Source organism: Mesorhizobium sp. M0106 (genome assembly GCF_040322715.1).
Lineage (GTDB): Bacteria > Pseudomonadota > Alphaproteobacteria > Rhizobiales > Rhizobiaceae > Mesorhizobium.
Window position 1 is genome coordinate 128,159 of the sequence record NZ_JAMYUA010000011.1, and the last position, 20,814, is coordinate 148,972.

Genomic DNA, 20,814 nt, shown 5'->3' on the forward strand with positions numbered 1-20,814 from the left:
ACCGTTAACGAAGGCCGCAAGGCACTAGAGCGCTTGTTTTGATTCCTCCATCGCGCGTACCACCCTCAGCGGGGACCGCCTGATGAAACCGCTGATCGCCTCGGCTCCAAGCGGCTTTCCCAGGAAGTTGCCTTGCAGGCAATCGCAATTCTCCTTGATCAGCCACCGTGCCTGTGCAGGGGTCTCGACCCCCTCGGCAGTGACATTTATCCCGAGGCCGTGCGCCAGATTCATAATCGATCGCACGATCGTTTGGCTTTTGAGATCGGTCTCCAAGTCCGCAATAAAGTACTGATCTATCTTCAACGTATCGAAGGGAAAATTTTTAAGGTAGCTCAACGATGAATAGTATGTTCCAAAATCGTCTAGCGATATTCGAATTCCCAAGACATTCAGCGTATTCAATGTGTCTATGTTGTCGATCGTCTTCTCAAGTAGAACCCTCTCGGTTATCTCAAGTTCAAGTCTGTCGGCTTCAAGCCCAACTGCGTCGACGATCTGAGCGACGGTGTCCGTCAGCAAACCGCTAAGGAACTGAGCCGGCGACAAGTTCACTGCGACTGTCAGCGAGGAAGGCCACGTCAACGCCTGGCGACACGCTTCCTCGAGCACCCATCGTCCAATCTCGTCCATCAGACCGTCCGCTTCGGCGATCGGTATGAACACGTTGGGTGGAATGATTCCGAGCTCGGGGTGCCGCCACCGCAGCAGCGCTTCGAAACCGGTCACTGACGAGGGAGGCTGAATGAGCGGCTGATACTCCAGATAAAGCTCGCCGCGCTCCAGCGCGGTTCGAAGGCTGCGCCTCAGATTCTCGCGTTGCTCGAGCAAGAGCAGCATCGAACGGTTGAATGTTCGAGCGCAGCCGCGTCCATCTGTCTTGGCCGCGTAAAGAGCAATGTCAGCGGCTTTCATCAACTGTTCGCCGTCGGTCCCGTGCTCCGGCCCGAAAGCAATTCCGATACTCGAGCCGACGAACACGGGAATGCCGTTGATGACGAACGGGTTCTTGAACGCGTCGACTAGAGATCCGGCAAGGCGCTCAGCCTCTGCTGGCTGCTCCTTTCCCAATTGGATGACAGCGAACTCATCGCCGGCATACCGGTAGGCGGATTCGCCGTCCTGCAGCGAGTCGCGGATACGACCCGCCGCGAGTTGAAGAAGAGTGTCGCCTGCTCCATGGCCGAGCGTGTCGTTGACCGCTTTGAAATCGTCAAGGTCGATTTGCAGAAGGGCGGCTTTCGGCTTTGATCCGCCGAGGGCCGCCATTGCCTGCTGGAGCCGCTCGCCGAATCGCCGCCGATTCTGCAGTCCAGTCAGCACGTCGTGCGTCGCCTGATGGAGCAGAACTACATGTTCTTGTTCCTCGGCTGCGCTCCGCCCGCCGTCCTCCCTTAATTCGATGATACCCGCACCATTTGCCGTGGGGAACACAAAAACGGACCGGTGCGCTCCGCCCGATGTTCGCGGCAAGTCGATGCTGGCCGGAGAGCCACCCTGGAACACACGAAGAAATTCGTCGCGATGGCTCGCATCGAGAAAGCTCGGGTAGATCACCCAGACGGCGGCGCCCGGCGCTACCGCGCCTCCGTACAAGCCTTTGAGCCTGGCCGCGTAGTGCGTCAGGCGAAAGTCACGGTCATAGAACGACAAAAGTTCGGTCGTGTTCGCCAAAAGGTCTGCGAGAACCCCATCGCCGACACTTGGAGCGTCGCTCGATGAAGGCCCCTCACTCTCCGTGCCGACGCCTGAAGCCTCTGAGGGCAAGAACCACCTCCATAGGCGGTGCAGACTCGCGCCCCCCAGTCTAGAAATAGCATAACTGTCAAGCTTGGCAAACTTTCAAATCGCAATCTTAATAAGAGCCCCCCGCAGCCTAGTTCCATGTATGCTCCGCCGTGATTGGCGGCAAATTATCAATAACGATGAACCGTCACAGTTCGTTAACAAACCGTGAATTGGCGAGAATCAGCTCTGTGATTGATGCGCAGTAGGCGCGACACGAAAATATTGTGGTCCATGAGGCGGCGTGACCTTCGCCGCCCCGGGCAACCCCTCTTCTAAGTCCGCCCAATCAGCTTCGCGATCCTGTAATCAGTTTCCGAGCGCCTTGAGCCAACCTTCAAAGGAAGAGGCCTCCTGGCCTCCGGCATGTGAAACAGAGTGGGCGGGGCGCGGCAATACCACAGTACTGCGGCCTTCGCGGGGGCTGTAACCGAATTCCTTGCTGAATGCTCGGCTGAAATTAGCCGCTGAACTAAACCCGAAGGCTTCAGCAATTTCAACAATGCGCCGGCTGTCCGCCGGATCGCTTAGCGCAATATGGGCTGCTAGAAGGCGGCGACTTTGTATGTAATGGAGAACACCGCCGCTTGGTTCGAACAACTGATAGAGACGAGAGCGCGAGACGCCGAGCGCCCGGCACATTGAATCCGGTGTCAAATGAGCCGCATCCAGATTGTGGTGTACGTATCGACGCGCTCGCTCCATTAGCGCGACACTCGTCAATAGTTCGGCGGCCGCAACCTGTTCCGCCGGAGGCCCGAGGCAGGCAATGATCATGCTGCGTGTTGCGTGCACGATGCGGGGCAGATCGTCAGCCGTGAGGCTGCGAAGTCTTGCTTCGATGCTGTTGACGTAATCGAGCAAGAGGTTGGCAAAGTTGCCCGACAGAATTGAATTGTTCTTGGCGTCCAGGGTTGCCGCCGCATCGGCGAACAAATCGCGCGGCAAATAGACAAAGAGACTTTCGGAGTCCGTTGTCCTCCCGCGAAACGGGTAGCCAAGCGATCTGATCTCCAATTTACCCGGCTGGTTCTCCGCTACACGGCGATCGACCTCCGTCCACGACCGGCCAGTACGTGGCAAGGCGATATACCAGTGATCGATCGAGCTGGACCGAAGCTTCGCGGCAGAACGCATATAACTATGTGCCGGTGCGCGCTGTTGAACGATCAGCATGCCGTCGAGGTTCCAAGCCGTGTGGTCGGCGGGAAAGCCATCGTCGAGCGATTTGTCATCCGGCAACCTGACCTCGACGAGCGGTGCCATATGCGCCTGCCAAGCGGCGAATTGATCCTCTGGCGCCAGTTCGAGCGTTGAAAAGGGCAAAGGTTCGAGCGCCGGCGCAAGTGACGGGGCACCCTCATTGTAAGGTTGAGCTTCGCGCGGCCAACGACGTCGATCACGCTCCAGCGCCTGCCTCGCAAGCGCCTCCTCTTGCCTTTTAGCATCCATCGCGTGGTGTCATATCCGATTCGGGTATGCCCATGCCCCTCTCAATCATGTGGTGTACCTCAGGCATCTGGCAAGACTGGCCGACTCGAGGCGACTGAAACGGCGATCACGCTGGATTACGGCAAGAAATGCATTCCGAGATAAGTTTCTGGATGTGACGCCAACGACACTCTTCAGCCTGGTGCGTATAGAATCGGGCATCGTGGAATATTAGTTGAGGAGACCACCCAAATGGCCACTAGGCTCAACAGCGAAGCTCGTCGGAGGATAATTCTGGATGGATACGGTAACAACGAGCCGTTGAAAAATATTGCGGCAAAGGTCGGATGCTCACTGGCGAGTTTGAAAGTCACCGCCAGCAAACTCGGTTGCACTCGAACTCCGAAAGAGGCAGCCGAATTTCGGCGCGGATTTCACGTCCCGGAAAACAAGCGGCAGGATTACTATAGACTTATGATTACCGGACAATATAAAGCCCGTGAGTGTGCGCTTATGCTAGGATTAATAAAGGAGCAATCAGGAATCAAGTAAATTGATTCGTAGTCACTGCAGATGACAAGTCATTTTGACAGCCACCGCTTCAGCGGTTCATCAGCAAAAAGCCCGCCGCAAGCACGGTAGCGGGCCTTGAAAGGTTCGCACAGATGCTGCCTCGGTATTTCAATCGCACCTGCCTCAGCCCTCATGATCTGGCTATTTGCGAACGCGTGTTCGATCAGGTCTGCGCGGATGAGCATCTCGACCCTTTGGACCCGGCGGCCGAAATCTTGACAGTAATGGTCGTGGCCATTTTTCGAAATGCTCACACCAGCGAGCGCCAACTACTTGCGGCTGTCAAGTCTCATCGGCAAAAGGCTGCGGGAAGGCGCGTCGCATGAATCCGTTCAGTCGCGACGCGCTGTTGCCAAGACACCGGACTTAAAACCGCCGCGGGCACGGGTTCACAGTGGTTTCAATACTACTCCCTCCAGCCGTTGATATTTGCTTCGGAAGATCGTTTTTGGTGCAAGCGGTCCTTGCTGTCGCGGAAGTCTCGATTTGTTGCCATCTTGGCGCAAGCGAGTGCGCCGATGGTTTCGCGGCTATCACCTAAGTCCCTATTCGGTCCCGTCCGTCTCGCATTCGTTACCGATCGAGCACCGGCAAATATGAGTTCGTTTCCAGACATTCTCGCAGAATGGTCTCACGACTCTAACGGGGGTACAAATTCACACGGCAAGGCGGGCCGACCGGTGGTGAACATCAGCCGAGCCTATCGGCTCACGCCACTCTGCAGCCAGAGAGTTGCATTTACGCTCTTCAACATCGTTAAAAACGTACGGAGGTTTCCCGAGACTCGGCTGCCCGCGGCGCGCATGGTCAGGGGCAGGGAGGAATAGACCATGCGCGAATTGCCCAGCACCATCGACGCAGACGTTCTGATCGAAATCGGCAGGCTTTTGGATGACCACGCGAAGTCGACGCCCGTGCCCGTCCACAAGCTTGCATTGTTAATGCGGCAGCGTTCAAACGCCAGCCTTCCGGTTGAATCGATGGAAGAGTTGATCGTGAAGATGGCCATGACGCGGCAATTGCCAATGATCTTCGATTTGCCTGACATTGACACGGACAATGTGATCTCGATTGCCTTGGCACGCGCGTCTTGAGACTTGCCCTCGAGCGCAAGTTCAGTTGCTCCACCAGAAGCAGCAGGTGCTGCGGTTCGGCATGACCAAACCTGGCCCAGATAGCGTGCATCGCCTTGCGCCGAGCTGGTGAAGTGGAATGGGCTGTGAGTGCATCCCTTTACGAGCCGGTGAACGTCTACAAACCGCAGGGACCCGATATCGGCGTCGTTGACGGTCCGTTTGAGTATTTGACGGTAGCAGGACTAAAACTTCCGCTGCCATTCACTACTCGGATGACGGTGGTGCGCCTATCGAACGGCGATCTGTTCCTTCATTCGCCCATCAAGTTTGCTTGGACGGTGGCCGAAGAGTTACGGAACTTGGGCAGAATTCGCCACCTCGTGTCACCCAACCAATTTCACTACGCTCATGTCGGTGAGTGGTCGAAGGCTTTCCCTGAGGCAACCACATGGGCATCGCCCAGAGTCCGCCAAAGAGCACGCGCACGGCATGCTGATGTGACGTTCGCTCGGGATTTGGAAGCCGATCCGCCGGAAGAGTGGCGGCGGGACATGGACCAGATATTGTTTCCCGGTGGCTACTTCAAAGAGTTCATATTCTTCCACCAAGCGTCAAAGACGCTGATTCTTACAGACACCATCATCAATCTCGAATTGGACATGATCGATGAGCCTTGGCGCACGGTGACGAAGCTGACTGGGATGGCTCACCCGCACGGGCGCACCTTCCTTGGCATGCGGCTGCCAATTCTCCTGCATCGGCAGAAAGCACGGGCAGTAATAGGCAAACTCCAGTCGTGGCAACCGCGGCGAGTGATTCTCAGTCACGGCCGCTGCTTTGATGGGAATGGCGACGAGCTTGTCCGTAGAATATTCGGAAAGACGGCTTGGTGAGGCAGTGGTTTGGGGAAAGCCAAATGTCCATTTCGGGTCGGCTCCGCCGCTCGCCCCGATCGCTTTATGCCGAGGGTAAGCTCTCGCTCATCTGGCCGGTCGCGTTGCCGACCGATCGGCCTAGAACGAATCCCTGTCGCGAGGGCGGACCTTCGCCGGCACGCTATGTCTTGACAGATACCTTGCGGGCTTTCAGCAATGACTTGATGCCGTTGCGGTCGTTGTCGATGCGGCCGCGGCCGTGACCGACCGAAAGCTTCGACAACGCATGCACCGCATGCGACAGGTTGTTGTTCATCCAGGGCGACGGCGCCTACTCCACCGCAACCATGTCGCCCAGTTCTGTCACGAGGCTCCCGGCACCGGGTGCCGGGACCAACATGTGATCTCCATAATGCGTAAGAGCCGGAGGTCCATCGCCGGCGACAAGGCGCTCATTGCAGAGAAAGGTTACGATCCATCGGGTGCCCGCGGCCTTCACGCCAAATGTTGCTGGGCGCCTCCTTCGACAGCGCGCACATGCGACACGTCCTGGCCGGGGGCGCCGCCTGTTGCCGAGAGCGACGATCGCGAATGCGCGAACGGCTGGACGGCAGGTGAAGCGGGGTCGCGATAGGCGCACATCGGACTTGCTTCACCAGTAGTCCGAAGACGCCAGCGACGCACTAGGCTGGACTCGTGCCCTAGCCGTCGAACTCCCGCTTATCCGTCGCTGTCAAAGTGCGCTTGCATCTTCCCTACGCCGACAAGCGCGGCCGTCGTATCGCCGTAGTATCAAGCCGCTGAAGTCCGGCGGTGCTTTCTCAGCCGAGTGATCGCCGACTTGTCGACCGTGATCACCCCGCCGCAATCAATCCGCACGGTGAGTTTGCTTGCTCCGCGATCGATGCGCGTGACGTCCCCAACAAGAACCACTCGGTCTCCGGCCCGGGCTTTGGGTGGCGGATCAATCGTATAAGGATGGTCATACGATGGAATGCTCACTCTAGCGCGCCCGCTGGGGAGAATCGTGATGACGGTACCTGCTAGTGAAACCTCATCGCCAACCTCAAATTCGCGAGGCATGTTAACGTGCAGCATGGTCTTCCTCCCGATGCTTTCCCTAATTGACGCTTTGCTAATTAATGCCCGGCCAACCAGGTTGGTTGCTTGCAATCGACTTCGTACGGTTCCGCACAATTCCAAGCTGGTATGCACTCCCAGTTGGCCTCGGATCGGCCTTGTGGGCGTCAAATTGTCAACACCGACAGCGGCCACGAGATCCACAAGGACCAGCCGCAGCTCGTCCTCGACCCGATCCGCGAAGTCGTCGACGCCGTGCGCACCGGGAAGACAAGCCTAGAGCCGTAGCGGCCTCGCCTGTCCCGACCCGGTGTCATCGCTTCGCTGGCGCTAACGGTGAGACCGCATAGATCTGGTCCAGTATTTTCAGCATCAGAGCGTTGGCGGTCGGCTTGCCGTCGAGCGAGAGCGTCAGGCTGGTCCAGACGATCAGCGTGACGTCGTTGTCCGGGTCATGGCCCATGAAGGAGTTGTAGCCGGGCATCTCGCCGCCGTGGAAATAGATCTTGTTCGGCCCGAAGGTGACCAGGGCGCTGCCGTAGCCATATTTCTGGCCTTCAGGCTTGCTGGGATCCTCCGCTTCGGGACTATCCAGCCATTGGCGCTTGTAGTCGGCGTTGAAGACCTGGCCCCCGACCAGTGCGCGCATCCAGGTCGCCAGATCATCCGCCGTGGAGATGACGCCGCCTGCCGCAAAGTAAGCGGACGGGTTCTGCCACGTCTCGTCATCGGGCTTGAGCGTTCCCGCCCTGGCCGCCGCCTGAAGATCGTCCGGATAGGGCGCATCGACCAGGGCGTAAGACGCGCCGCCGTAAATGTAGCCATGCGCATAAGGCTCGGGGATGGTGTTGGACGTGCTGACGGGCAGCAACGTGTTTTTCATCCCCAGGGGCCCGAATAAGCGCTCCTGAAAGATCGTCGCCAACGGCTTGCCATCGATCTTCTCGGCAACGAGGCCGAGCAGATAATAGTTGGTATTGTTGTAGTCGAATTCAGCACCCGGCGCGAAGTGCGGCGGCCGTTTGAAAGCCATGGCGAGGAACCTCCTCCGAGGTCCACGCCTTGTCCGGATTGTTATCGAAGCTTTCCGCAAGTTCCGGTGCATTGGTGAAATTGTAAAGGCCGCTCCGCATCTTTATGAGCCGGCGAATGGTGATCTGGTCGCCGTTCGGAACACCATCAACGTATTTCGAGATCAGATGGTCGAAACTCAGCTTTCCTTCCTGGACCAATTGCACGATCACCGCGGCCGTCATCGTCTTGGTGTTTGAGGCGGGCCGGAAATGGGTATCGGCGCGCGGCGGGTTCGTGACGCCGAGTTCGGTCGTTCCATACCCGAAGGCGAAATTGCCCTGCGGAGTCTTGAGGAGAACCATTGCGCCCGGCAGCAGGAGTTCCTTGGCCGTGCGTTCCATCATTGCCTGAAGCGCGACCGGGTCGATCGGCTTGAGCGCCGGCGCAGAAGCGCCCACGGCGCTGCCCGTTGCGCACACCGCGACAACCACCGCGCCCAGTGTTCTCGCTATCATCGTTTCACTTCCTGGTAAGATCGACGGGACGAACTCTACCGGAAACGCAGGCTTCCGTCTGTGGCCGGAATATCAGCAATGGAGGGATGTCCCAGTTTCTGCTTCGTCCGCGATCGAGGCGATGCGGACCTCGCCTACTCAGCAGCTGCCAGCGCGGGTCAAACGGTTTGGTTGGGTGGTGAGCCGATGTTCGCGCAAGCACGATCGCCATTATGGGACCGACAGTTTTACCATGCGGCGTCCTCCTTCGGTCTCCGCCTCGACCGAAATCCTTCTCGCTCATAAAATTTCTGCGCGGATTGGTCGTTAGGACGCTCAGCTTGGTAGGCAACCCACGCTTGGCCGCCTCCGTCACTCTCTGTCGGGCAGAACTAATTGCAATGGTGGCGCCACAGTAGCCGCAGTCGAACGCGGTCGGCCTGGACCTACAATGTTGCTGACGCGTCCGGAGCCATGCGTGATTTCGCTGCCATTTCGCATTTCTACAATGCGACGCAGCTTCGCCGAGCTAGCATTCCAGCATCAACAAGGGTCTGCTAATGATGTTCATCGCGAACCTTCTCGCTCGGGCCGAGACCGTCGATCAAGTCCGTGACATCCTCATCGATCTCACGCGGCAGACATCCGCTGAGTCGGGCGCGGTCTCGTATCACGCCGCTCAGAGCACGTCCGACACCACGCATTTTTATGTCGTGGAACAATACCGCGATCATGCGGCTTGGGAGTCTCATATGGTCTCTCCCTATGTGCGCAATGCGCTATCCGTGTTCAATGATCTACTTAGAGAGCCGCCTGCGGCAGCCGCGTTCGTGGTTTTTGCCGAATACATAGCTGTGCCAGCGGACAGCCACGCGATCTAAGCGTTTCGCCGTTTAGCTGTCGACCACACAACTGGATTGGCTCTTGATACAACCTACGACGGATGGAAAGGATTTCCGATGGCTGAAGTGGCAGTTCTAGGACTTGGAGCGATGGGGTCGCGCATGGCAGCCAATCTGCTCAAGGCAGGGCACCGCTTGACGGTGTGGAACCGGTCAAAGGAGGCGGCGCATTCGCTCATTTCCACAGGAGCACGTCTCGCCGGCACACCGCGAGAGGCCGCGGCAGGAGCAGATTTCGTGATCGCCATGGTTCGAGACGACATTGCATCACGAAAAATATGGCTCGACGAGGACACGGGAGCACTTGCTGGGCTCAAGGCAGGCGCGGTGGCGATCGAGAGCTCGACACTGACGCCGGTTTGGATCGGCGAGCTCGCCAAAGCCGCATCGGCTCGGGGCGTCGCCTTCCTTGAGGCACCGGTGGCAGGCGGGCGGCCGCAAGCGGAGGCGGCCCAGCTGATCTATCTCGTCGGCGGCGAGAAGGACGTCCTTGCGCGAACAGAACCGCTGCTCAAAGCCATGGGCACGGCAGTACATCACGCTGGGCCGGTCGGGGCAGGCGCCATGGTGAAGCTCTCCGTCAACTCTCTTCTCGCTGTCCAGGTTGGCGCAATGGCCGAACTCATTGGCCTGCTGCAGCGGCTGGGCGCCGATGTCGATCGAGCCGTCGAGATTATTGGCACGACGCCCGCCAGCAGCCCAGCGGCGAAAACGATGGCAGCCTCCATGCGCGCGGGCACGTTCGCACCATTGTTTCCAGTAGAACTCGTGGACAAAGACCTTGCATATGCAATCGCTATGGCGGGCGCGGACTGCTCACAGTATATGCCTCTGACTATTGCGGCCCGCGAGGTCTTCCAGCATGGGATTGATCGCGGCATGGGCGATGACAATATAACCGGCATCGTGCGCCTGTACACTGAGCCAAGATAATCTATGTATGCGATGGGCGGCTGCAGAAATGGCGTAACAAATAGGTCATGGATTTTGAGAGGCTTGGATGCTGAGTATATCCTATCGACCGATCGAATCGATAGGTCACGTGGTTGATCGCTACTGGTCACGTGAGACCAATCCTGGCGAAGACATCGAATTCATGCCGTTCTGGCCAAGCCCAGGCGGAGCTGAGATATTCTTTCACGTTGCACCAGGCTTTCTGCTTAACGGGAAACAGCCGCCGCGGGCCCATGTTTTGTGCTGCCGTAGCCAGCCCATTCACCCAAAGGCCGTGCCGGGATTTCACTTTCTTGCTGTCCGTATTCGGGCGGGCATGGCAGAACATCTGCTGGGAGTGCCTGTTTCCGAACTTGCAGACAGAATTGTTCCACTCGAGGTGATCTGGGGACAAGAGGCAACGCGTCTGACGGAGCAAATCGTAACCACGGCGCTTGACAGCACGCGGGTCCACCTGCTGAACCATTTTCTACAGCAACGTCTCAATCCCCGAGCAGAGCGGGGCACCCTCGATGCCGCCTTCCGACTCCTCGAGACGGGAACATCATCGATCTCCAAAATCTGCGATCTTGTGGGACTGAGCGAGAGACAGCTTGAGAACCGTTTCAAGAGAGCGACGGCAAATTCGCCGGTCCGCTTTCGCCAACTTGCGCGGTTGAGACGAACTATCAAAGCGATATTGCAAGATCCGAACGAGAAATTTACGCAGCTTGTCGATGAGGCCTACTTTGATCAATCGCAGGCCGTTCATGAGTTCCGCCGTTTTACAGGTCTGACACCCACGGAATTTTGCGAGCTGGCGAGACGGTCCGCTCACTTCTACGAGGTGAGATCGCCGACTTTGGCTCGCAGCAGTCAGTAGTGGGTTGAGCCCGCCGGGCAACGCGGCGGAAGCTCCGTTCCTCCGGAACCACTGCAAAGCCGGCCGCAACGATCAACCCCGAAAACGTTGTCCGATGTAGGGGTTCGAATCGCTCTGGCGCTATCGGCAATACAGCGCGTCGATCGAAATCACCTGTTAGCCTCTCCTCTGAGCGCGGCCGCAGCTCCCTTCAGGCAAGATGCGCGAGCAGACGGATATCTATCTGACCGAAAGCAAACAGAAGCCAGGCGTGCCCCACTGAAAGCACAAGCATGCGCAAAGGTTCCTGGACTGATGCTCGGCTGGCGGCAACTTGCTCGCCAGCCGAGTGAGTTCAGGCGGTGGTCGGGGGAGACTGGCCAGCCACACACTGGTGATTCCAACGTGGGCCGATGTGCCAATCAGCAACCTTCGTCGGTCTTTTTCACCTGGCCCGGCGCGGCGGTGTTGGCTGCCGTGTCCTGCTGACCAGGCGCCGCCTGCTGAGCGCTGCCAGTCTGCTGGCCGGGCGCGCAGTCCCTGGCCGAGTTCGGATTCGTGGTGCCGCTGGTGGTGGTCGTGTCGGTGCCCTGATCGCCGGACATGTTGGTGCCGCTGCTCGTCGTGCCGGTGCCCTGATCCGTCGTACTGGGCATGGTTGTCGTGGTCGAGGTTCCGCTCGTCGAGGTTCCGCTCGAAGTTCCGCTGGTCGTCTGGGCAAAGGAAAGCCCGGCCGACACCGCCAGCACGGCCGAAGCCAAAAGGATGCGTTTCATCTTCTTTCTCCTGTCTGAATGCGCGGGATGCGCCTGGCAAATCCAACAGGCAGACAGAAGGAGTGTTCCCCGATGAAGTTCAACTTTTGTAACTCTGGTCATAGGTCAGCCTTAGGATGGCGGGCGTATATTAGAAGCCTCTTGAAGAGGACACTGCCCGCACCAGAATCCATGGCATGGCTCGGGGAATAGGCATTGGTGACCAGGTGGCGATTACTGCCACGGTTCGAAGGCGGATGCGGTTTGGTCGGACCAGCGCTCGAGCTTTGAGCGGACAATCTTGCCATGGGGCAAGTTGATGGCCCCGGGGACATGACCTTGGGCGAACATCGAAGGGCTGCGGACATCGAGGAGGACGAAATCGGGTTCGCGCGACAGCGCATCATGAACATCCCAACAGTCCGTACGACGCATTGGCGCTACGCTGATGCACTGCGCAGCCAGTATCCAAAGTTGGCCGTGGATCATGCCTCGCTCTACCGCTCGCATGGCCGCGTGTTCACGTCCGCCGGGAGTGCCGCCGGCATTGACCTTCTGATCGAGATCGTTCGCCAGGACTTTGGAGCTGATGCGGCCAACTCCGTGGCTCGAAGGCTTATAATGCCGGCGCACCGTACCGGTGGGCAGGCGCAATTCCTTGAACGACCTGTTCCGACACGGCGTGGGTCAGAAGTTGCGCCACTGCTGGACAAGATGAGGGCTGAACTCGGCGGCGTCTGGACGCTGGAGCGAATGGCATCGGAATGCCACATGAGCTTGCGGACCTTTATACGACGCTTCACCCAAGCGACGGCATCGCCTCCAGGCGAATGGCTGGTATCCGAGCGCCTTGACGAGGCGAAGCAGCTCCTGATTGGTCGCCACCACAGCATCGAAGAGATCGCCGCCGCCCGTGGGCATGAGTTCAGCGGATACGCTGCGACATCACTTCCGCAAACGCAGGGGTATCAGCCCAAAGGAGTATCAAACGCAGTTCGGCCGTCCGACGCCAGTTTAATCATGATTTTGACGAATGCTCGGTCATCTATTTGTGCCATCAACGTCCGGAAAGGGGTCGCAGAACGAACCCGCTCGCACGGGAGGGCACGCGTTTCGCGACTGGCGCATAGGCGATAAGACGACCAAAAGGTGGGAAGCGCAGCGAACCCCTCTATATCGACAGCCATGGATGCATCGAGCGACCACCTGCAGAACGACGAGCTTCTCTCGGACATCCAGTGCCTGTCCTTCGACTATTTTCTCAAAGAGGCCAACCCGGCGAATGGCCTGATCGCCGACCGCAACACCCCGGGGTCACCGGCCAGCATCGCCGCCGTCGGGCTCGCCCTGTCGGCCTATCCCGTCGGTGTCGAGCGCGGTTTCATGACGCGCGCCGCCGCCGCTGAACGGACGCTCGCCACGCTTCGCTTCTTCTGGAACGCGCCGCAAGGGCCCGAAGCCGACGCAACGGGCCACAAGGGCTTCTACTACCATTTCCTCGACATTGAGACCGGCCGCCGCGTCTGGAAGTGTGAGCTGTCCACCGTCGATACGGCGCTTCTGCTTGCTGGCGTGCTGGCCGCCGGCGCCTATTTTGGCGAGGACGATGAATCCGAACTGGAAATCCGGCGGCTTGCCGATGCGCTCTACCGGCGCGCCGACTGGCGATGGGCGCAGAACGGCAGCGCCACCGTCACCCATGGCTGGCGGCCTGGAAAAGGCTTCCTGCGCTACCGCTGGCAAGGCTACGACGAAGCGGTGATCCTATATGTGTTGGGCCTCGGTTCGCCAACCCATCCGTTGCCGCCCGAGAGCTATGCGGCCTGGCTATCCACCTACAAGTGGAAAAAGATCTATGGCCGGGAACTGGTTTACGCTGGTCCACTTTTCGTCCACCAGCTCTCGCATATCTGGATCGATTTTCGCGGCATCCGCGATGCTTCCATGCGCAACCACGACTGCGACTATTTCGAGAACAGCCGCGAGGCAACCTACCTGCAACGAGACTACGCCATTCGCAATCCGAAGGGCTTCAGCGGTTATGGCGAGAATTGCTGGGGCATCACCGCCAGCGACGGCCCAAGCCCGACAAAACCCCAAATGACGGTCGGTGGCCGCCGCTTCTTCGGCTATCTGGCGCGCGGCGTGCCATTCGGCCCTGATGATGGGACGTTGTCGCCGTGGGCAGCGATTACCTCATTGCCCTTTGCACCAGAGATCGTTCTGCCGGCACTGCGCTATTTCCACGAGATCGACCTGCAAGAGGGCAACCCTTACGGCTTCACCGCAAGCTTCAATCCGACAATAGCAGCCGCCGACGGCCGGCCATGCGGTTGGGTATCGCCCGACCATGTCGGCATCAATCAGGGGCCGATCACTCTGATGATAGAGAACTACCGCTCGGGCTTCCTGTGGCGCCTGATGCGCCGCGTGCCGGCCATCATCGCGGGACTGCACCGAGCCGGTTTTTCGGGCGGTTGGCTATAACAAGTCGAGATGACAAAGCTCCCCGACTGATACCGGGACTCTTGACTGCTAGCACATGCCGCATTTGCTGCAAATGTCGCCTTAGCGGCGCATTGGTACTCAGCAGCATAGGGCCGAGGAACGAACCCGCTGCGCGGGAGGGGCGCGCGCGGTTGAGGTAGAGATCAAGAACCGGTCGTCGCGCTCGCGTTGAGCGTCGTTCGGCTCGAGCAGAGCATGGCGGGCTTCTTCAACAAGGAGCCTGACCATGCCCACCTTGGCGTCGCGCGAAGGCCAGGCTTGTGGCGCGCTTGACGACGTTCTGCTGAATGGCCTCAGTCAGGACCGTCTGCGCCGGCTCTTCAGTCATGCCGCAGGCCGGAGCCGCGGCTTGCAAAACTTGCCGCTTAACTGGTCGCTTGGCCTGCAACCTGGTGCCGCTCTCTTCGAACTTGACCAATGGCTGAGCGCGCTGGACGCACCGAGCCGGCTTCGAACCGACGGCATCGATCCGAGACCGATCCTGATCCCCGTCCTCGACATGCTGGCCAACGGCTTGGCCATGGCCGAGCGGGCCTGCAGCGAGGCCGAACGCCGCCACGAAGCGACCAGCGCCGATCTTGCTGCGGCATGCGAGGCGATCGATGCTGAATTCGGTCCGGATGCAATGTGGCCATGTGCCGGTCCATGCCTTCGTCCGGAAGCCTGAACGCCGATAGACGTGCCCGCTGTTTCCTCAGTCTTCCAGCGGCAAACAAGATAGTCTTCCGCGCTGCTATCTTGCTCTTGGTGCCCCGCTGTCAATTGGTCTGAAGTGTGAGACAGTCTCGATTGTGAGGCCGAGATAATCGCCGATGTCCATACGCGACATTGGCAGTTCGACCTGCTGCAATCCGCCCTGCCGTTCCACCATGTCGACCAGGAATGCGGCGACGCGTTCGATGGCGCTCTGGCAACCGAGGACCAGCAGGTGTTCCTGCGCTCTGGTCAACCCCTTGAGCGCCATGGGCAGCAACTGATGGGAGTTGTCCGCTCCAGCAGCGAGGCGGAAGACGCGGACACCGGTGGCATTGATCGCCTCGGCGAAGAAATGATGCGTGGTGCCGGCTTCGAAGCCGAATGTCTCTCCGGCGAGGTGAAAGGCATTTATCTGCCGGCGGCCGTCAGCAAGCAGGCGGTAGACGCGGACGCCGCCGAACTTCAACTGGTAGAAGGCTCCGGCCTTCTCGCCCTGGGCGTAGATTTCCGCGCCGGCGGGATAGAAGCTGAGTGGTTGCAGCGGTGCGGGCTCGAAAGCCTCCGGCAGGTTGGGCTGGGAGGACCGCGACGGCAGTGCAACTCTGGAGTTGGTGTAGGCGTGCATGGCTGTTTTCCCGGTTAATCCGTGGAACAGCAATCGCGCTAATCGGCCCGTGGCGAAATTCGGTTATGTCCGTACGGGAAACTACTAGAACCGCTCCCTACGCGCCGGTCCAGCCACCGCTTTCAGCCGTCGCGGCAGTGGAGACAGCTACTCACTTGCCTCGCGGCCCGACACCTGCTCGATCAAGACCCGGAAGAACACGTGGGGCGCGCTGTCCGACACCGGAGGCATGACCGGCTTGAGGGCGCCCGGCTCCCACCAGTTGGCGTGCTTGCTCAACACTAACCATGCATAGTCGCGCTGAACCTTGCAGCCGATCTGGTCAGGCAGTTCTTCATAGCGGCTCTACAACCACGCTTCTCCATCCCCGTCCTTGGCCGCGTTCGTCGACCTGGAGGGACACCAGCGGATTGGCCCGCATCCAGTCGATCTTCTTGCCCAATATGGAAAATGCATAAAGCCAACTCACCCCAGCCAATACCTCGGCCCCGGCCCCTTGCGTCCTGCCATATCGGCAGGGTTCGCAAGGCTACACCGGTCGATCGACAGGCAGCCGCAACCGATGCACTCGGTAAGCCCCGACCTCAGGCGCTGCAACTCGGCGATGCGCTGGTCGATGCGCTTGGTCCACTGGCCCGACAACCGTGACCAATCCCGACGCGACGGCACGCGATCGGCTGGCAACTTGGCCAGCTCGGCGCCGATCTCCTCGAGCGTCAGCCCAATTCGCTGCGCGAAGACGATGAAGGCGATCCGGCGCAGCACGGATCGCGGGTAGCGTCTATGTCCCGAGCCGGCCCGCTCGGACGCGATCAGCCCGCGCTCCTCGTAGAAGCGCAGGGCCGATGAGGCGACGCCGCTGCGCCGCGCCACGTCGGTGATGGTCAGCATGGAATCCATGCATGAACGAAAGCACAATTCCCGCTTGACTTCAAGTTAACTTGAACTTGTAGCAAGAGGCATACGGATTAAAGGAGCACTGGCAATGCAGACGAATGTCGAACTTCAGGGACTTCGCGTGGCGGTCACGGGCGGCACGTCCGGCCTCGGACTGGCGCTTGTGCGGCAGCTTGCCGCGATGAATGCGTGCGTCGCCTTCGTCGCCCGCACCGCCGCGAATGTCGAACGCATCGCCGACGAGACGGGCGCGCACGGTTTTGTCGGCGACGTCGGCAAGAAGGAGGACATCTACCCGATCGCGTTGCAGGTCACCGCCAGCCTCGGCGGGCTCGATGTCCTGATCAACAATGCGTCGGCCCTGTCCCTCTGGCGCTCCTTGCCGATACCGAGTGCGAGGAGCTGGAAATGGCGCTCGCGGTCAATCTCGTCGGCGCGTTCCGGCTGACGAAAGCCCTGTTCGGTGCGCTTGCCGCGTCCGCACGCGAGGGCCGGGGCGCGCTGGTCATCAACATTTCCAGCGACGCCGCGGTGAACGCCTATCCCGGCTGGGGAGCATACGGCGCGAGCAAGGCCGCTCTTGCCCATCTGACGGCGATTTGGGACGAGGAGGCGAAAGCAGACGGCATCCGGCTCCTCGCGCCTGACCCCGGCGATATGGACACCCCACTGCACGCGCTCGCGATCCCTGATGCTGATCCGGCGACCTTGAAGCGCCCCGAGCAGGCAGCTGCCGAGATCATCGAAAAGATGCTCGACGCGTTGCCGGTCCGCTCTACGCGTCTCGCCGGAGCACATGGATGATTGCCGCCGATCGTCCCGATCGGCGCTCCGCCAGACTGTTCGTCGTCGAGGCGGACGGCACGATGCGCGACCTGCCGCGAGCTGGACTCGCGACGCTGTTCAAGCCCGGCGATCTGGTCGTCGCCAATGACGCCGCGACCTTGCCTGCCAGCTTGCACGGCACGCATGTCCCAAGCGGTGAGGCGATCGAGATCCGCCTGGCGGGCTGGCTGTCACTTCCCGATCCAACCCGTTTCATGGCGATTGCCTTCGGCTCGGGCGATCACCGCACGCACACGGAAGACCGGCTGCCTCCACCTCCGCTGTCACCAGGCGATCGCCTCCGGCTCGGCTCGCTTGACGCCGCCGTCGAGCGCCTTCTCGACCATCCACGCCTTCTCGAGTTGCATTTCCCAGGCAACCGCGCAGCGGTGCTTGCAGGACTGGCGCAGTACGGCCGGCCGATCCAATACGCGCATGTTCCCGAGCCGTTGGCACTGTGGGATGTCTGGACGAAGATTGCCGCCGGGCCGGTCGCGTTCGAGGCGCCGTCGGCAGGCTTCGCGCTCGACTGGCGCACGCTCCAAGCCTGGCGTCGGCACGACGTTGGCTTTGCAACACTCACGCATGCTGCGGGCGTCTCCTCCACCGGCGATCCCGCGCTCGACTCGCGCCTTCCCTTCGACGAGCCATACCGCATCCCTGGGCGCACCGCGGCGCAGGTCGCGCGGGCGAAGCTGCGCGGCAGCCGCATCATTGCGATCGGCACGAGCGTAGTGCGCGCACTTGAGGCAGCCGCCAATCCCGGCGGCAATGTGCGTGCCGGAAATGGCATTGCGACAGGGCGCATCGCGCGGGGCACGCGGCTTCGCGTGGTCGATGCGATTCTCACAGGCGTCCACCAGCCCGGCGAAAGCCATTTCGAGCTCCTGCGCGCCTTTGCCGACGATGCTGTGCTCGCCAAGGCCTCCGCAGCCTTCACCGCGTATCGATACCGCGCGCATGAATTCGGCGATTCCATGCTGCTCAATCGCCAACCGCTGCTTCTATCGCGCGAACGGAACCGTGCCGAGGTGCTCGAGACGAAGCCTCTACTCAAGGCGTGGCTATGATGTCGGCAGGTTCGGCGGCATTCCGGCCGCACCGCGAACGTCAGCTTCGGAGAAGCGCCGGAAAGGTCGGCAATTGGCGCACCTTACTCGTTCCAGTGGACGAGGCGAACAGCAACAAACCATCCATCTCGGCCATTGGCGGCAGCCAGTTGGTAGAGTTTGACCCTAGAACGCCAGCGTGTGAGACCGCCGCCGCCGGGGCGAGCGCATGCCGGGTCGGCACCCACCGGGTTCATCGGCGGGCGGGGCGGGATGGTTTGTGGGGCCCCGCATCAATGCGCGTGACCCCTCGCTCACAGACTGGATGATCGCGTTGAAGGCGGTGATCACTATTGAACAGAAGCCGCCGATACCAGGACGAAGCCGCGGGTCTTGTTCTCGTTGTCGGAGTCCTGGGTGTTCATGGCATCGAAAAGCTCAGATGTCTTCACCCACACTGGAGGGTATTTATACCGTGCGACATCAAGGATGAGGAAGCGGTCTGATTTCCCATCATAGGCTGCTAGCGGCGAGATATGGCCGCCCTTCTCCTGTCCGATTGCCTTGCGGAGGTAGTTGACGATCACGAAATGGTTCGACTGGCCGAGATGGGAACTCGCCAGCTTGCGGAACTCGTCGACTGAGCTGCGGCGGCATGATGGACTTCTGCCTTGACCGGCTGCGTCGCAAGAATTCCACCGATCTGATCGAGGGTCATACCTTTCTTCGCCAAAACATCTCGGGCGAGAATGGCGTCCGTTCGTTCATCGAGGACATTGTCCTGCGTGAAAGTGCGATAGGGCTCGTACTCCGGAACCGAAGGCGCCGGTACATTGAGCGCGTTCAGCACCATGACGATGCTGGCGACACCGCAATAGGACTGTGTCTTCTGCGTCAGAAAGTTGCTTGCGAGAGGGAAATAGGCCTCCCGTGCATCGCTTTCGACGAAGTAGTTTTCGCCAATATCAGAACTAAAGCCGGCCAGATTGTCAGGAAGCTTCAGGGTTTCGGCGCTTGCGCTGGTGACGAACAGCCCAAATGCGACCACTGCCCCATGAACGAAGTGCTTAGACATGGCAACGTCTCCGCTGGGTGATCGTGCGGCGTGTATCACCATCCCCGTTCAGGGTCGAAGGTCGGGTTCGAGAGGAGGGGCCGTATCAGGCGCGCCCGGCCGACAACTTCGTTCAAAGTTCGGGATCTCCTCATGGCCGGCAAAACCCAAATCGCTCTGAACGACCGAGTTCGACCCTTTTGGCGGTCGTTCAGTTGCGAGCGTCGCATGACGCGATCTGACCCTAACCGGTCCTTCTTCAGCCTTATCCTGAATGTCGCACATGCTTGTAAATCCGACATTGCGCTGGCGCTGTTCAGAGCGCTCCAGTTAGTTCGAGCGTCTGATGGCCGGCCAAGAGCGTGATTAGAAATCCGACAAACGCAGGAGCGTCCTTTCCTGCAATGCCTTGACCGTTTCGAGGGCGGCTAAGAGATCTTGGGCACTTCTAAGAGATTTGCTCGCAGCGGTTGGCGGTGCTAAACTTCAAAGCTGCCGCACTGATGTGTCCGATTGCGCCGCCTCCTGCCGCTGTTGATGTGTGTCTTCGGAGTGACGCAAAAAAGGCGGAGACCGGGATGATGAGCTTGACGCGCCGCGATGTGTTGATCGCCGGGAGTGCAGGGTTTGCCGGAGTCGCGCTCTTCTCACCGCTGAGCGCGCGTGCGAACGATGAAGCGCTGGAACTCGTCAAACAGCTCACCGGGCGGACGGCCACGGAGTCGGACCGCCTTCACCTGATAATGCCGGCGGTCTTCCCGACCGGTTACACCGTGCCTATGAGCCTCGACATCGACAGCCCCATGACTGAGCCCGACCACGTGAGGCAAATCCGCGTGTTCGCGCCGCAGAACCCGATCATCGAAGTGGCCAGTTTCCATTTCGTCCCGCAACGCAGCCTGCCCCGCGTGTCGACCCGCATCCGCCTTGCCAAACCGCAGCATGTCATCGCTGTCGCCGAAATGAATGACGGCAATCTGCTGATGACCACGGCTTGGGTTGACGTCGCCACCAACGGCTGCGCCTGACATCCGAGAGGGAGCCGGACAGTGATCACCCCCACACCACGCGTGATCCTACCAAGCGCTGCGGCGAAGGGCGACGTCTTTCAGGTCAAGACCATCATCAGCCATGAGATGGAAACAGGGCTGCGCCACGATGATCAAGGCAATGTAATCCCGCGCAAGATCATCAACAGGTTTGTCTGCCGCTACAACCAATCCGTGGTGTTCAGCGTCGATCTCCACGAGGCGATTTCGGCTAACCCGTTCTTCGAATTTTCCTTGCGCGCGACGGAGAGCGGCCGGCTCGATTTCGTCTGGGAGGAGGACGGCGGTGCCGTCTACACGTTGTCGCACCGGCTCACGGTCGGTTGAGGTG

General features: G+C 59.9%; 25 protein-coding genes and 2 pseudogenes. 14 read left to right on the forward strand and 13 right to left on the reverse strand.

Annotated features, from left to right (window positions below):
- Positions 1-24: 24 nt before the first annotated feature.
- Positions 25-1,674 (reverse strand): putative bifunctional diguanylate cyclase/phosphodiesterase, encoded by a 1,650-nt coding sequence (locus tag NKJ55_RS13805; protein WP_352450372.1) that lies wholly within the window; start codon positions 1,672-1,674, stop codon positions 25-27.
- A gap of 420 nt (positions 1,675-2,094) precedes the next feature.
- Positions 2,095-3,237, reverse strand: coding sequence for a helix-turn-helix domain-containing protein (locus tag NKJ55_RS13810; protein WP_352450373.1), 1,143 nt, complete (start codon positions 3,235-3,237; stop codon positions 2,095-2,097).
- A gap of 231 nt (positions 3,238-3,468) precedes the next feature.
- On the opposite strand from NKJ55_RS13810, the gene NKJ55_RS13815 reads away from it, so the two are divergent.
- Positions 3,469-3,768 (forward strand): hypothetical protein, encoded by a 300-nt coding sequence (locus tag NKJ55_RS13815; RefSeq protein ID WP_352450374.1) that lies wholly within the window; start codon positions 3,469-3,471, stop codon positions 3,766-3,768.
- Between the two features lie 29 nt (positions 3,769-3,797).
- Here the strand turns inward: NKJ55_RS13815 and NKJ55_RS13820 are convergent, their stop codons facing one another.
- Positions 3,798-4,043: a hypothetical protein gene (locus tag NKJ55_RS13820; RefSeq protein ID WP_352450375.1), complete on the reverse strand. Its 246-nt coding sequence runs from the start codon at positions 4,041-4,043 to the stop codon at positions 3,798-3,800.
- 576 nt (positions 4,044-4,619) lie between these two features.
- Between NKJ55_RS13820 and NKJ55_RS13825 the strand changes: the two genes are divergently transcribed.
- Together NKJ55_RS13825 and NKJ55_RS13830 are read left to right on the forward strand one after the other, a co-directional pair.
- Positions 4,620-4,883, forward strand: a complete 264-nt coding sequence (locus tag NKJ55_RS13825; RefSeq protein WP_352450376.1) for a hypothetical protein — start codon at positions 4,620-4,622, stop codon at positions 4,881-4,883.
- A 125-nt stretch (positions 4,884-5,008) separates the two neighbouring features.
- The gene (locus NKJ55_RS13830; RefSeq protein ID WP_352450377.1) at positions 5,009-5,758 is read left to right on the forward strand and encodes a DUF4336 domain-containing protein; all 750 of its coding nucleotides are present in this window, start codon (positions 5,009-5,011) and stop codon (positions 5,756-5,758) included.
- Between the two features lie 163 nt (positions 5,759-5,921).
- Here the strand turns inward: NKJ55_RS13830 and NKJ55_RS13835 are convergent, their stop codons facing one another.
- The 4 genes from NKJ55_RS13835 to NKJ55_RS13850 all read right to left on the reverse strand — a co-directional run bounded on the left by NKJ55_RS13835 (position 5,922) and on the right by NKJ55_RS13850 (position 8,349).
- On the reverse strand, positions 5,922-6,056 hold the full coding sequence (locus tag NKJ55_RS13835) for a hypothetical protein (RefSeq protein WP_352450378.1): 135 nt from the start codon (positions 6,054-6,056) through the stop codon (positions 5,922-5,924).
- Between the two features lie 476 nt (positions 6,057-6,532).
- Positions 6,533-6,838, reverse strand: coding sequence for a hypothetical protein (locus tag NKJ55_RS13840; protein ID WP_352450379.1), 306 nt, complete (start codon positions 6,836-6,838; stop codon positions 6,533-6,535).
- A gap of 295 nt (positions 6,839-7,133) precedes the next feature.
- Positions 7,134-7,853, reverse strand: coding sequence for a serine hydrolase domain-containing protein (locus NKJ55_RS13845; protein WP_352450380.1), 720 nt, complete (start codon positions 7,851-7,853; stop codon positions 7,134-7,136).
- Positions 7,813-8,349: a serine hydrolase domain-containing protein gene (locus tag NKJ55_RS13850; protein WP_352450381.1), complete on the reverse strand. Its 537-nt coding sequence runs from the start codon at positions 8,347-8,349 to the stop codon at positions 7,813-7,815. Before NKJ55_RS13850 ends, NKJ55_RS13845 begins: the two co-directional genes overlap by 41 nt.
- A 539-nt stretch (positions 8,350-8,888) precedes the next feature.
- On the opposite strand from NKJ55_RS13850, the gene NKJ55_RS13855 reads away from it, so the two are divergent.
- The 3 genes from NKJ55_RS13855 to NKJ55_RS13865 all read left to right on the forward strand — a co-directional run bounded on the left by NKJ55_RS13855 (position 8,889) and on the right by NKJ55_RS13865 (position 11,046).
- A complete protein-coding gene (locus NKJ55_RS13855; RefSeq protein ID WP_352450382.1) occupies positions 8,889-9,209 on the forward strand; it encodes a putative quinol monooxygenase in 321 nt (106 codons plus the stop codon).
- 78 nt (positions 9,210-9,287) lie between these two features.
- The gene (locus tag NKJ55_RS13860; protein ID WP_352450383.1) at positions 9,288-10,163 is read left to right on the forward strand and encodes an NAD(P)-dependent oxidoreductase; all 876 of its coding nucleotides are present in this window, start codon (positions 9,288-9,290) and stop codon (positions 10,161-10,163) included.
- A 67-nt stretch (positions 10,164-10,230) separates the two neighbouring features.
- Complete coding sequence (locus NKJ55_RS13865; RefSeq protein WP_352450384.1) at positions 10,231-11,046, forward strand: AraC family transcriptional regulator; 816 nt, start codon at positions 10,231-10,233, stop codon at positions 11,044-11,046.
- Positions 11,047-11,447: 401 nt separating this feature from the next.
- On the opposite strand, the gene NKJ55_RS13870 is transcribed toward NKJ55_RS13865, so the two are convergent.
- Together NKJ55_RS13870 and NKJ55_RS35630 are read right to left on the reverse strand one after the other, a co-directional pair.
- Complete coding sequence (locus tag NKJ55_RS13870; protein WP_023680319.1) at positions 11,448-11,801, reverse strand: hypothetical protein; 354 nt, start codon at positions 11,799-11,801, stop codon at positions 11,448-11,450.
- 213 nt (positions 11,802-12,014) lie between these two features.
- Positions 12,015-12,131 carry a hypothetical protein gene (locus NKJ55_RS35630; protein WP_502902839.1) on the reverse strand — a complete coding sequence of 39 codons (117 nt, stop codon included), beginning with the start codon at positions 12,129-12,131 and terminating at the stop codon, positions 12,015-12,017.
- Here NKJ55_RS35630 and NKJ55_RS35635 point away from each other — a divergent pair.
- The 3 genes from NKJ55_RS35635 (at position 12,087) to NKJ55_RS13890 (ending at position 14,955) form a co-directional block, all read left to right on the forward strand.
- Positions 12,087-12,917 carry a helix-turn-helix domain-containing protein gene (locus NKJ55_RS35635; protein ID WP_502904482.1) on the forward strand — a complete coding sequence of 277 codons (831 nt, stop codon included), beginning with the start codon at positions 12,087-12,089 and terminating at the stop codon, positions 12,915-12,917. The two genes, NKJ55_RS35630 and NKJ55_RS35635, sit on opposite strands and share 45 nt — an antisense overlap.
- Positions 12,918-12,965: 48 nt before the next feature.
- Positions 12,966-14,267: a glucoamylase family protein gene (locus NKJ55_RS13885; protein ID WP_352450386.1), complete on the forward strand. Its 1,302-nt coding sequence runs from the start codon at positions 12,966-12,968 to the stop codon at positions 14,265-14,267.
- Between the two features lie 247 nt (positions 14,268-14,514).
- The gene (locus NKJ55_RS13890) at positions 14,515-14,955 is read left to right on the forward strand and encodes a hypothetical protein (protein ID WP_352450387.1); all 441 of its coding nucleotides are present in this window, start codon (positions 14,515-14,517) and stop codon (positions 14,953-14,955) included.
- Positions 14,956-15,021: 66 nt separating this feature from the next.
- Here NKJ55_RS13890 and NKJ55_RS13895 read toward each other — a convergent pair whose 3' ends face one another.
- The 3 genes and pseudogenes from NKJ55_RS13895 to soxR form a co-directional block, all read right to left on the reverse strand.
- Positions 15,022-15,609, reverse strand: a complete 588-nt coding sequence (locus NKJ55_RS13895) for a cyclic nucleotide-binding domain-containing protein (RefSeq protein ID WP_352450388.1) — start codon at positions 15,607-15,609, stop codon at positions 15,022-15,024.
- Between the two features lie 147 nt (positions 15,610-15,756).
- Positions 15,757-16,069 (reverse strand): annotated as a pseudogene (locus NKJ55_RS13900) (pyridoxamine 5'-phosphate oxidase family protein); the annotation flags it as partial.
- Positions 16,070-16,074: 5 nt separating this feature from the next.
- A complete protein-coding gene (soxR, locus tag NKJ55_RS13905) occupies positions 16,075-16,509 on the reverse strand; it encodes a redox-sensitive transcriptional activator SoxR (RefSeq protein ID WP_123148309.1) in 435 nt (144 codons plus the stop codon).
- An 85-nt stretch (positions 16,510-16,594) separates the two neighbouring features.
- Here soxR and NKJ55_RS13910 point away from each other — a divergent pair, with 85 nt between their 5' ends.
- Genes NKJ55_RS13910 through NKJ55_RS13920 form a run of 3 tightly spaced genes read left to right on the forward strand, consistent with a single transcriptional unit; the run spans position 16,595 to position 18,401 of the window.
- Positions 16,595-16,954, forward strand: coding sequence for an SDR family NAD(P)-dependent oxidoreductase (locus tag NKJ55_RS13910; RefSeq protein WP_352450389.1), 360 nt, complete (start codon positions 16,595-16,597; stop codon positions 16,952-16,954).
- Positions 16,915-17,310 carry an SDR family NAD(P)-dependent oxidoreductase gene (locus NKJ55_RS13915; RefSeq protein WP_352450390.1) on the forward strand — a complete coding sequence of 132 codons (396 nt, stop codon included), beginning with the start codon at positions 16,915-16,917 and terminating at the stop codon, positions 17,308-17,310. The genes NKJ55_RS13910 and NKJ55_RS13915 overlap by 40 nt, the downstream gene beginning before the upstream one ends.
- Positions 17,307-18,401, forward strand: coding sequence for an S-adenosylmethionine:tRNA ribosyltransferase-isomerase (locus NKJ55_RS13920; protein WP_352450392.1), 1,095 nt, complete (start codon positions 17,307-17,309; stop codon positions 18,399-18,401). Before NKJ55_RS13915 ends, NKJ55_RS13920 begins: the two co-directional genes overlap by 4 nt.
- A 329-nt stretch (positions 18,402-18,730) precedes the next feature.
- Here NKJ55_RS13920 and NKJ55_RS13925 read toward each other — a convergent pair.
- Positions 18,731-19,497, reverse strand: a pseudogene (locus NKJ55_RS13925) (phytochelatin synthase family protein).
- A gap of 515 nt (positions 19,498-20,012) precedes the next feature.
- On the opposite strand from NKJ55_RS13925, the gene NKJ55_RS13930 reads away from it, so the two are divergent.
- Both NKJ55_RS13930 and soxZ read left to right on the forward strand, forming a co-directional pair.
- Positions 20,013-20,462 (forward strand): thiosulfate oxidation carrier protein SoxY, encoded by a 450-nt coding sequence (locus tag NKJ55_RS13930; protein ID WP_352450393.1) that lies wholly within the window; start codon positions 20,013-20,015, stop codon positions 20,460-20,462.
- 21 nt (positions 20,463-20,483) lie between these two features.
- Positions 20,484-20,810, forward strand: coding sequence for a thiosulfate oxidation carrier complex protein SoxZ (gene soxZ / locus NKJ55_RS13935; RefSeq protein WP_352450394.1), 327 nt, complete (start codon positions 20,484-20,486; stop codon positions 20,808-20,810).
- The last annotated feature ends 4 nt before the right edge of the window (positions 20,811-20,814 follow it).

Excerpts from the sequence above, each read along its gene's own strand:
- NKJ55_RS13920 (WP_352450392.1), top strand. The coding sequence starts at position 17,307 with ATGATTGCCGCCGATCGTCCCGATCGGCGCTCCGCCAGACTGTTCGTC.
- NKJ55_RS13915 (WP_352450390.1), top strand. The coding sequence starts at position 16,915 with ATGGCGCTCGCGGTCAATCTCGTCGGCGCGTTCCGGCTGACGAAAGCC.
- NKJ55_RS13895 (WP_352450388.1), bottom strand. The coding sequence starts at position 15,609 with ATGCACGCCTACACCAACTCCAGAGTTGCACTGCCGTCGCGGTCCTCC.
- NKJ55_RS13815 (WP_352450374.1), top strand. The coding sequence starts at position 3,469 with ATGGCCACTAGGCTCAACAGCGAAGCTCGTCGGAGGATAATTCTGGAT.
- NKJ55_RS13810 (WP_352450373.1), bottom strand. The coding sequence starts at position 3,237 with ATGGATGCTAAAAGGCAAGAGGAGGCGCTTGCGAGGCAGGCGCTGGAG.
- NKJ55_RS13910 (WP_352450389.1), top strand. The coding sequence starts at position 16,595 with ATGCAGACGAATGTCGAACTTCAGGGACTTCGCGTGGCGGTCACGGGC.
- NKJ55_RS13855 (WP_352450382.1), top strand. The coding sequence starts at position 8,889 with ATGATGTTCATCGCGAACCTTCTCGCTCGGGCCGAGACCGTCGATCAA.
- NKJ55_RS13885 (WP_352450386.1), top strand. The coding sequence starts at position 12,966 with ATGGATGCATCGAGCGACCACCTGCAGAACGACGAGCTTCTCTCGGAC.
- NKJ55_RS35630 (WP_502902839.1), bottom strand. The coding sequence starts at position 12,131 with ATGTTCGCCCAAGGTCATGTCCCCGGGGCCATCAACTTGCCCCATGGC.
- NKJ55_RS13870 (WP_023680319.1), bottom strand. The coding sequence starts at position 11,801 with ATGAAACGCATCCTTTTGGCTTCGGCCGTGCTGGCGGTGTCGGCCGGG.
- NKJ55_RS13860 (WP_352450383.1), top strand. The coding sequence starts at position 9,288 with ATGGCTGAAGTGGCAGTTCTAGGACTTGGAGCGATGGGGTCGCGCATG.
- NKJ55_RS13835 (WP_352450378.1), bottom strand. The coding sequence starts at position 6,056 with ATGAACAACAACCTGTCGCATGCGGTGCATGCGTTGTCGAAGCTTTCG.
- NKJ55_RS35635 (WP_502904482.1), top strand. The coding sequence starts at position 12,087 with ATGGGGCAAGTTGATGGCCCCGGGGACATGACCTTGGGCGAACATCGA.
- NKJ55_RS13930 (WP_352450393.1), top strand. The coding sequence starts at position 20,013 with ATGATGAGCTTGACGCGCCGCGATGTGTTGATCGCCGGGAGTGCAGGG.
- NKJ55_RS13865 (WP_352450384.1), top strand. The coding sequence starts at position 10,231 with ATGCTGAGTATATCCTATCGACCGATCGAATCGATAGGTCACGTGGTT.
- NKJ55_RS13845 (WP_352450380.1), bottom strand. The coding sequence starts at position 7,853 with ATGGCTTTCAAACGGCCGCCGCACTTCGCGCCGGGTGCTGAATTCGAC.
- NKJ55_RS13890 (WP_352450387.1), top strand. The coding sequence starts at position 14,515 with ATGCCCACCTTGGCGTCGCGCGAAGGCCAGGCTTGTGGCGCGCTTGAC.
- NKJ55_RS13840 (WP_352450379.1), bottom strand. The coding sequence starts at position 6,838 with ATGCTGCACGTTAACATGCCTCGCGAATTTGAGGTTGGCGATGAGGTT.
- soxR (WP_123148309.1), bottom strand. The coding sequence starts at position 16,509 with ATGGATTCCATGCTGACCATCACCGACGTGGCGCGGCGCAGCGGCGTC.
- NKJ55_RS13825 (WP_352450376.1), top strand. The coding sequence starts at position 4,620 with ATGCGCGAATTGCCCAGCACCATCGACGCAGACGTTCTGATCGAAATC.
- NKJ55_RS13850 (WP_352450381.1), bottom strand. The coding sequence starts at position 8,349 with ATGATAGCGAGAACACTGGGCGCGGTGGTTGTCGCGGTGTGCGCAACG.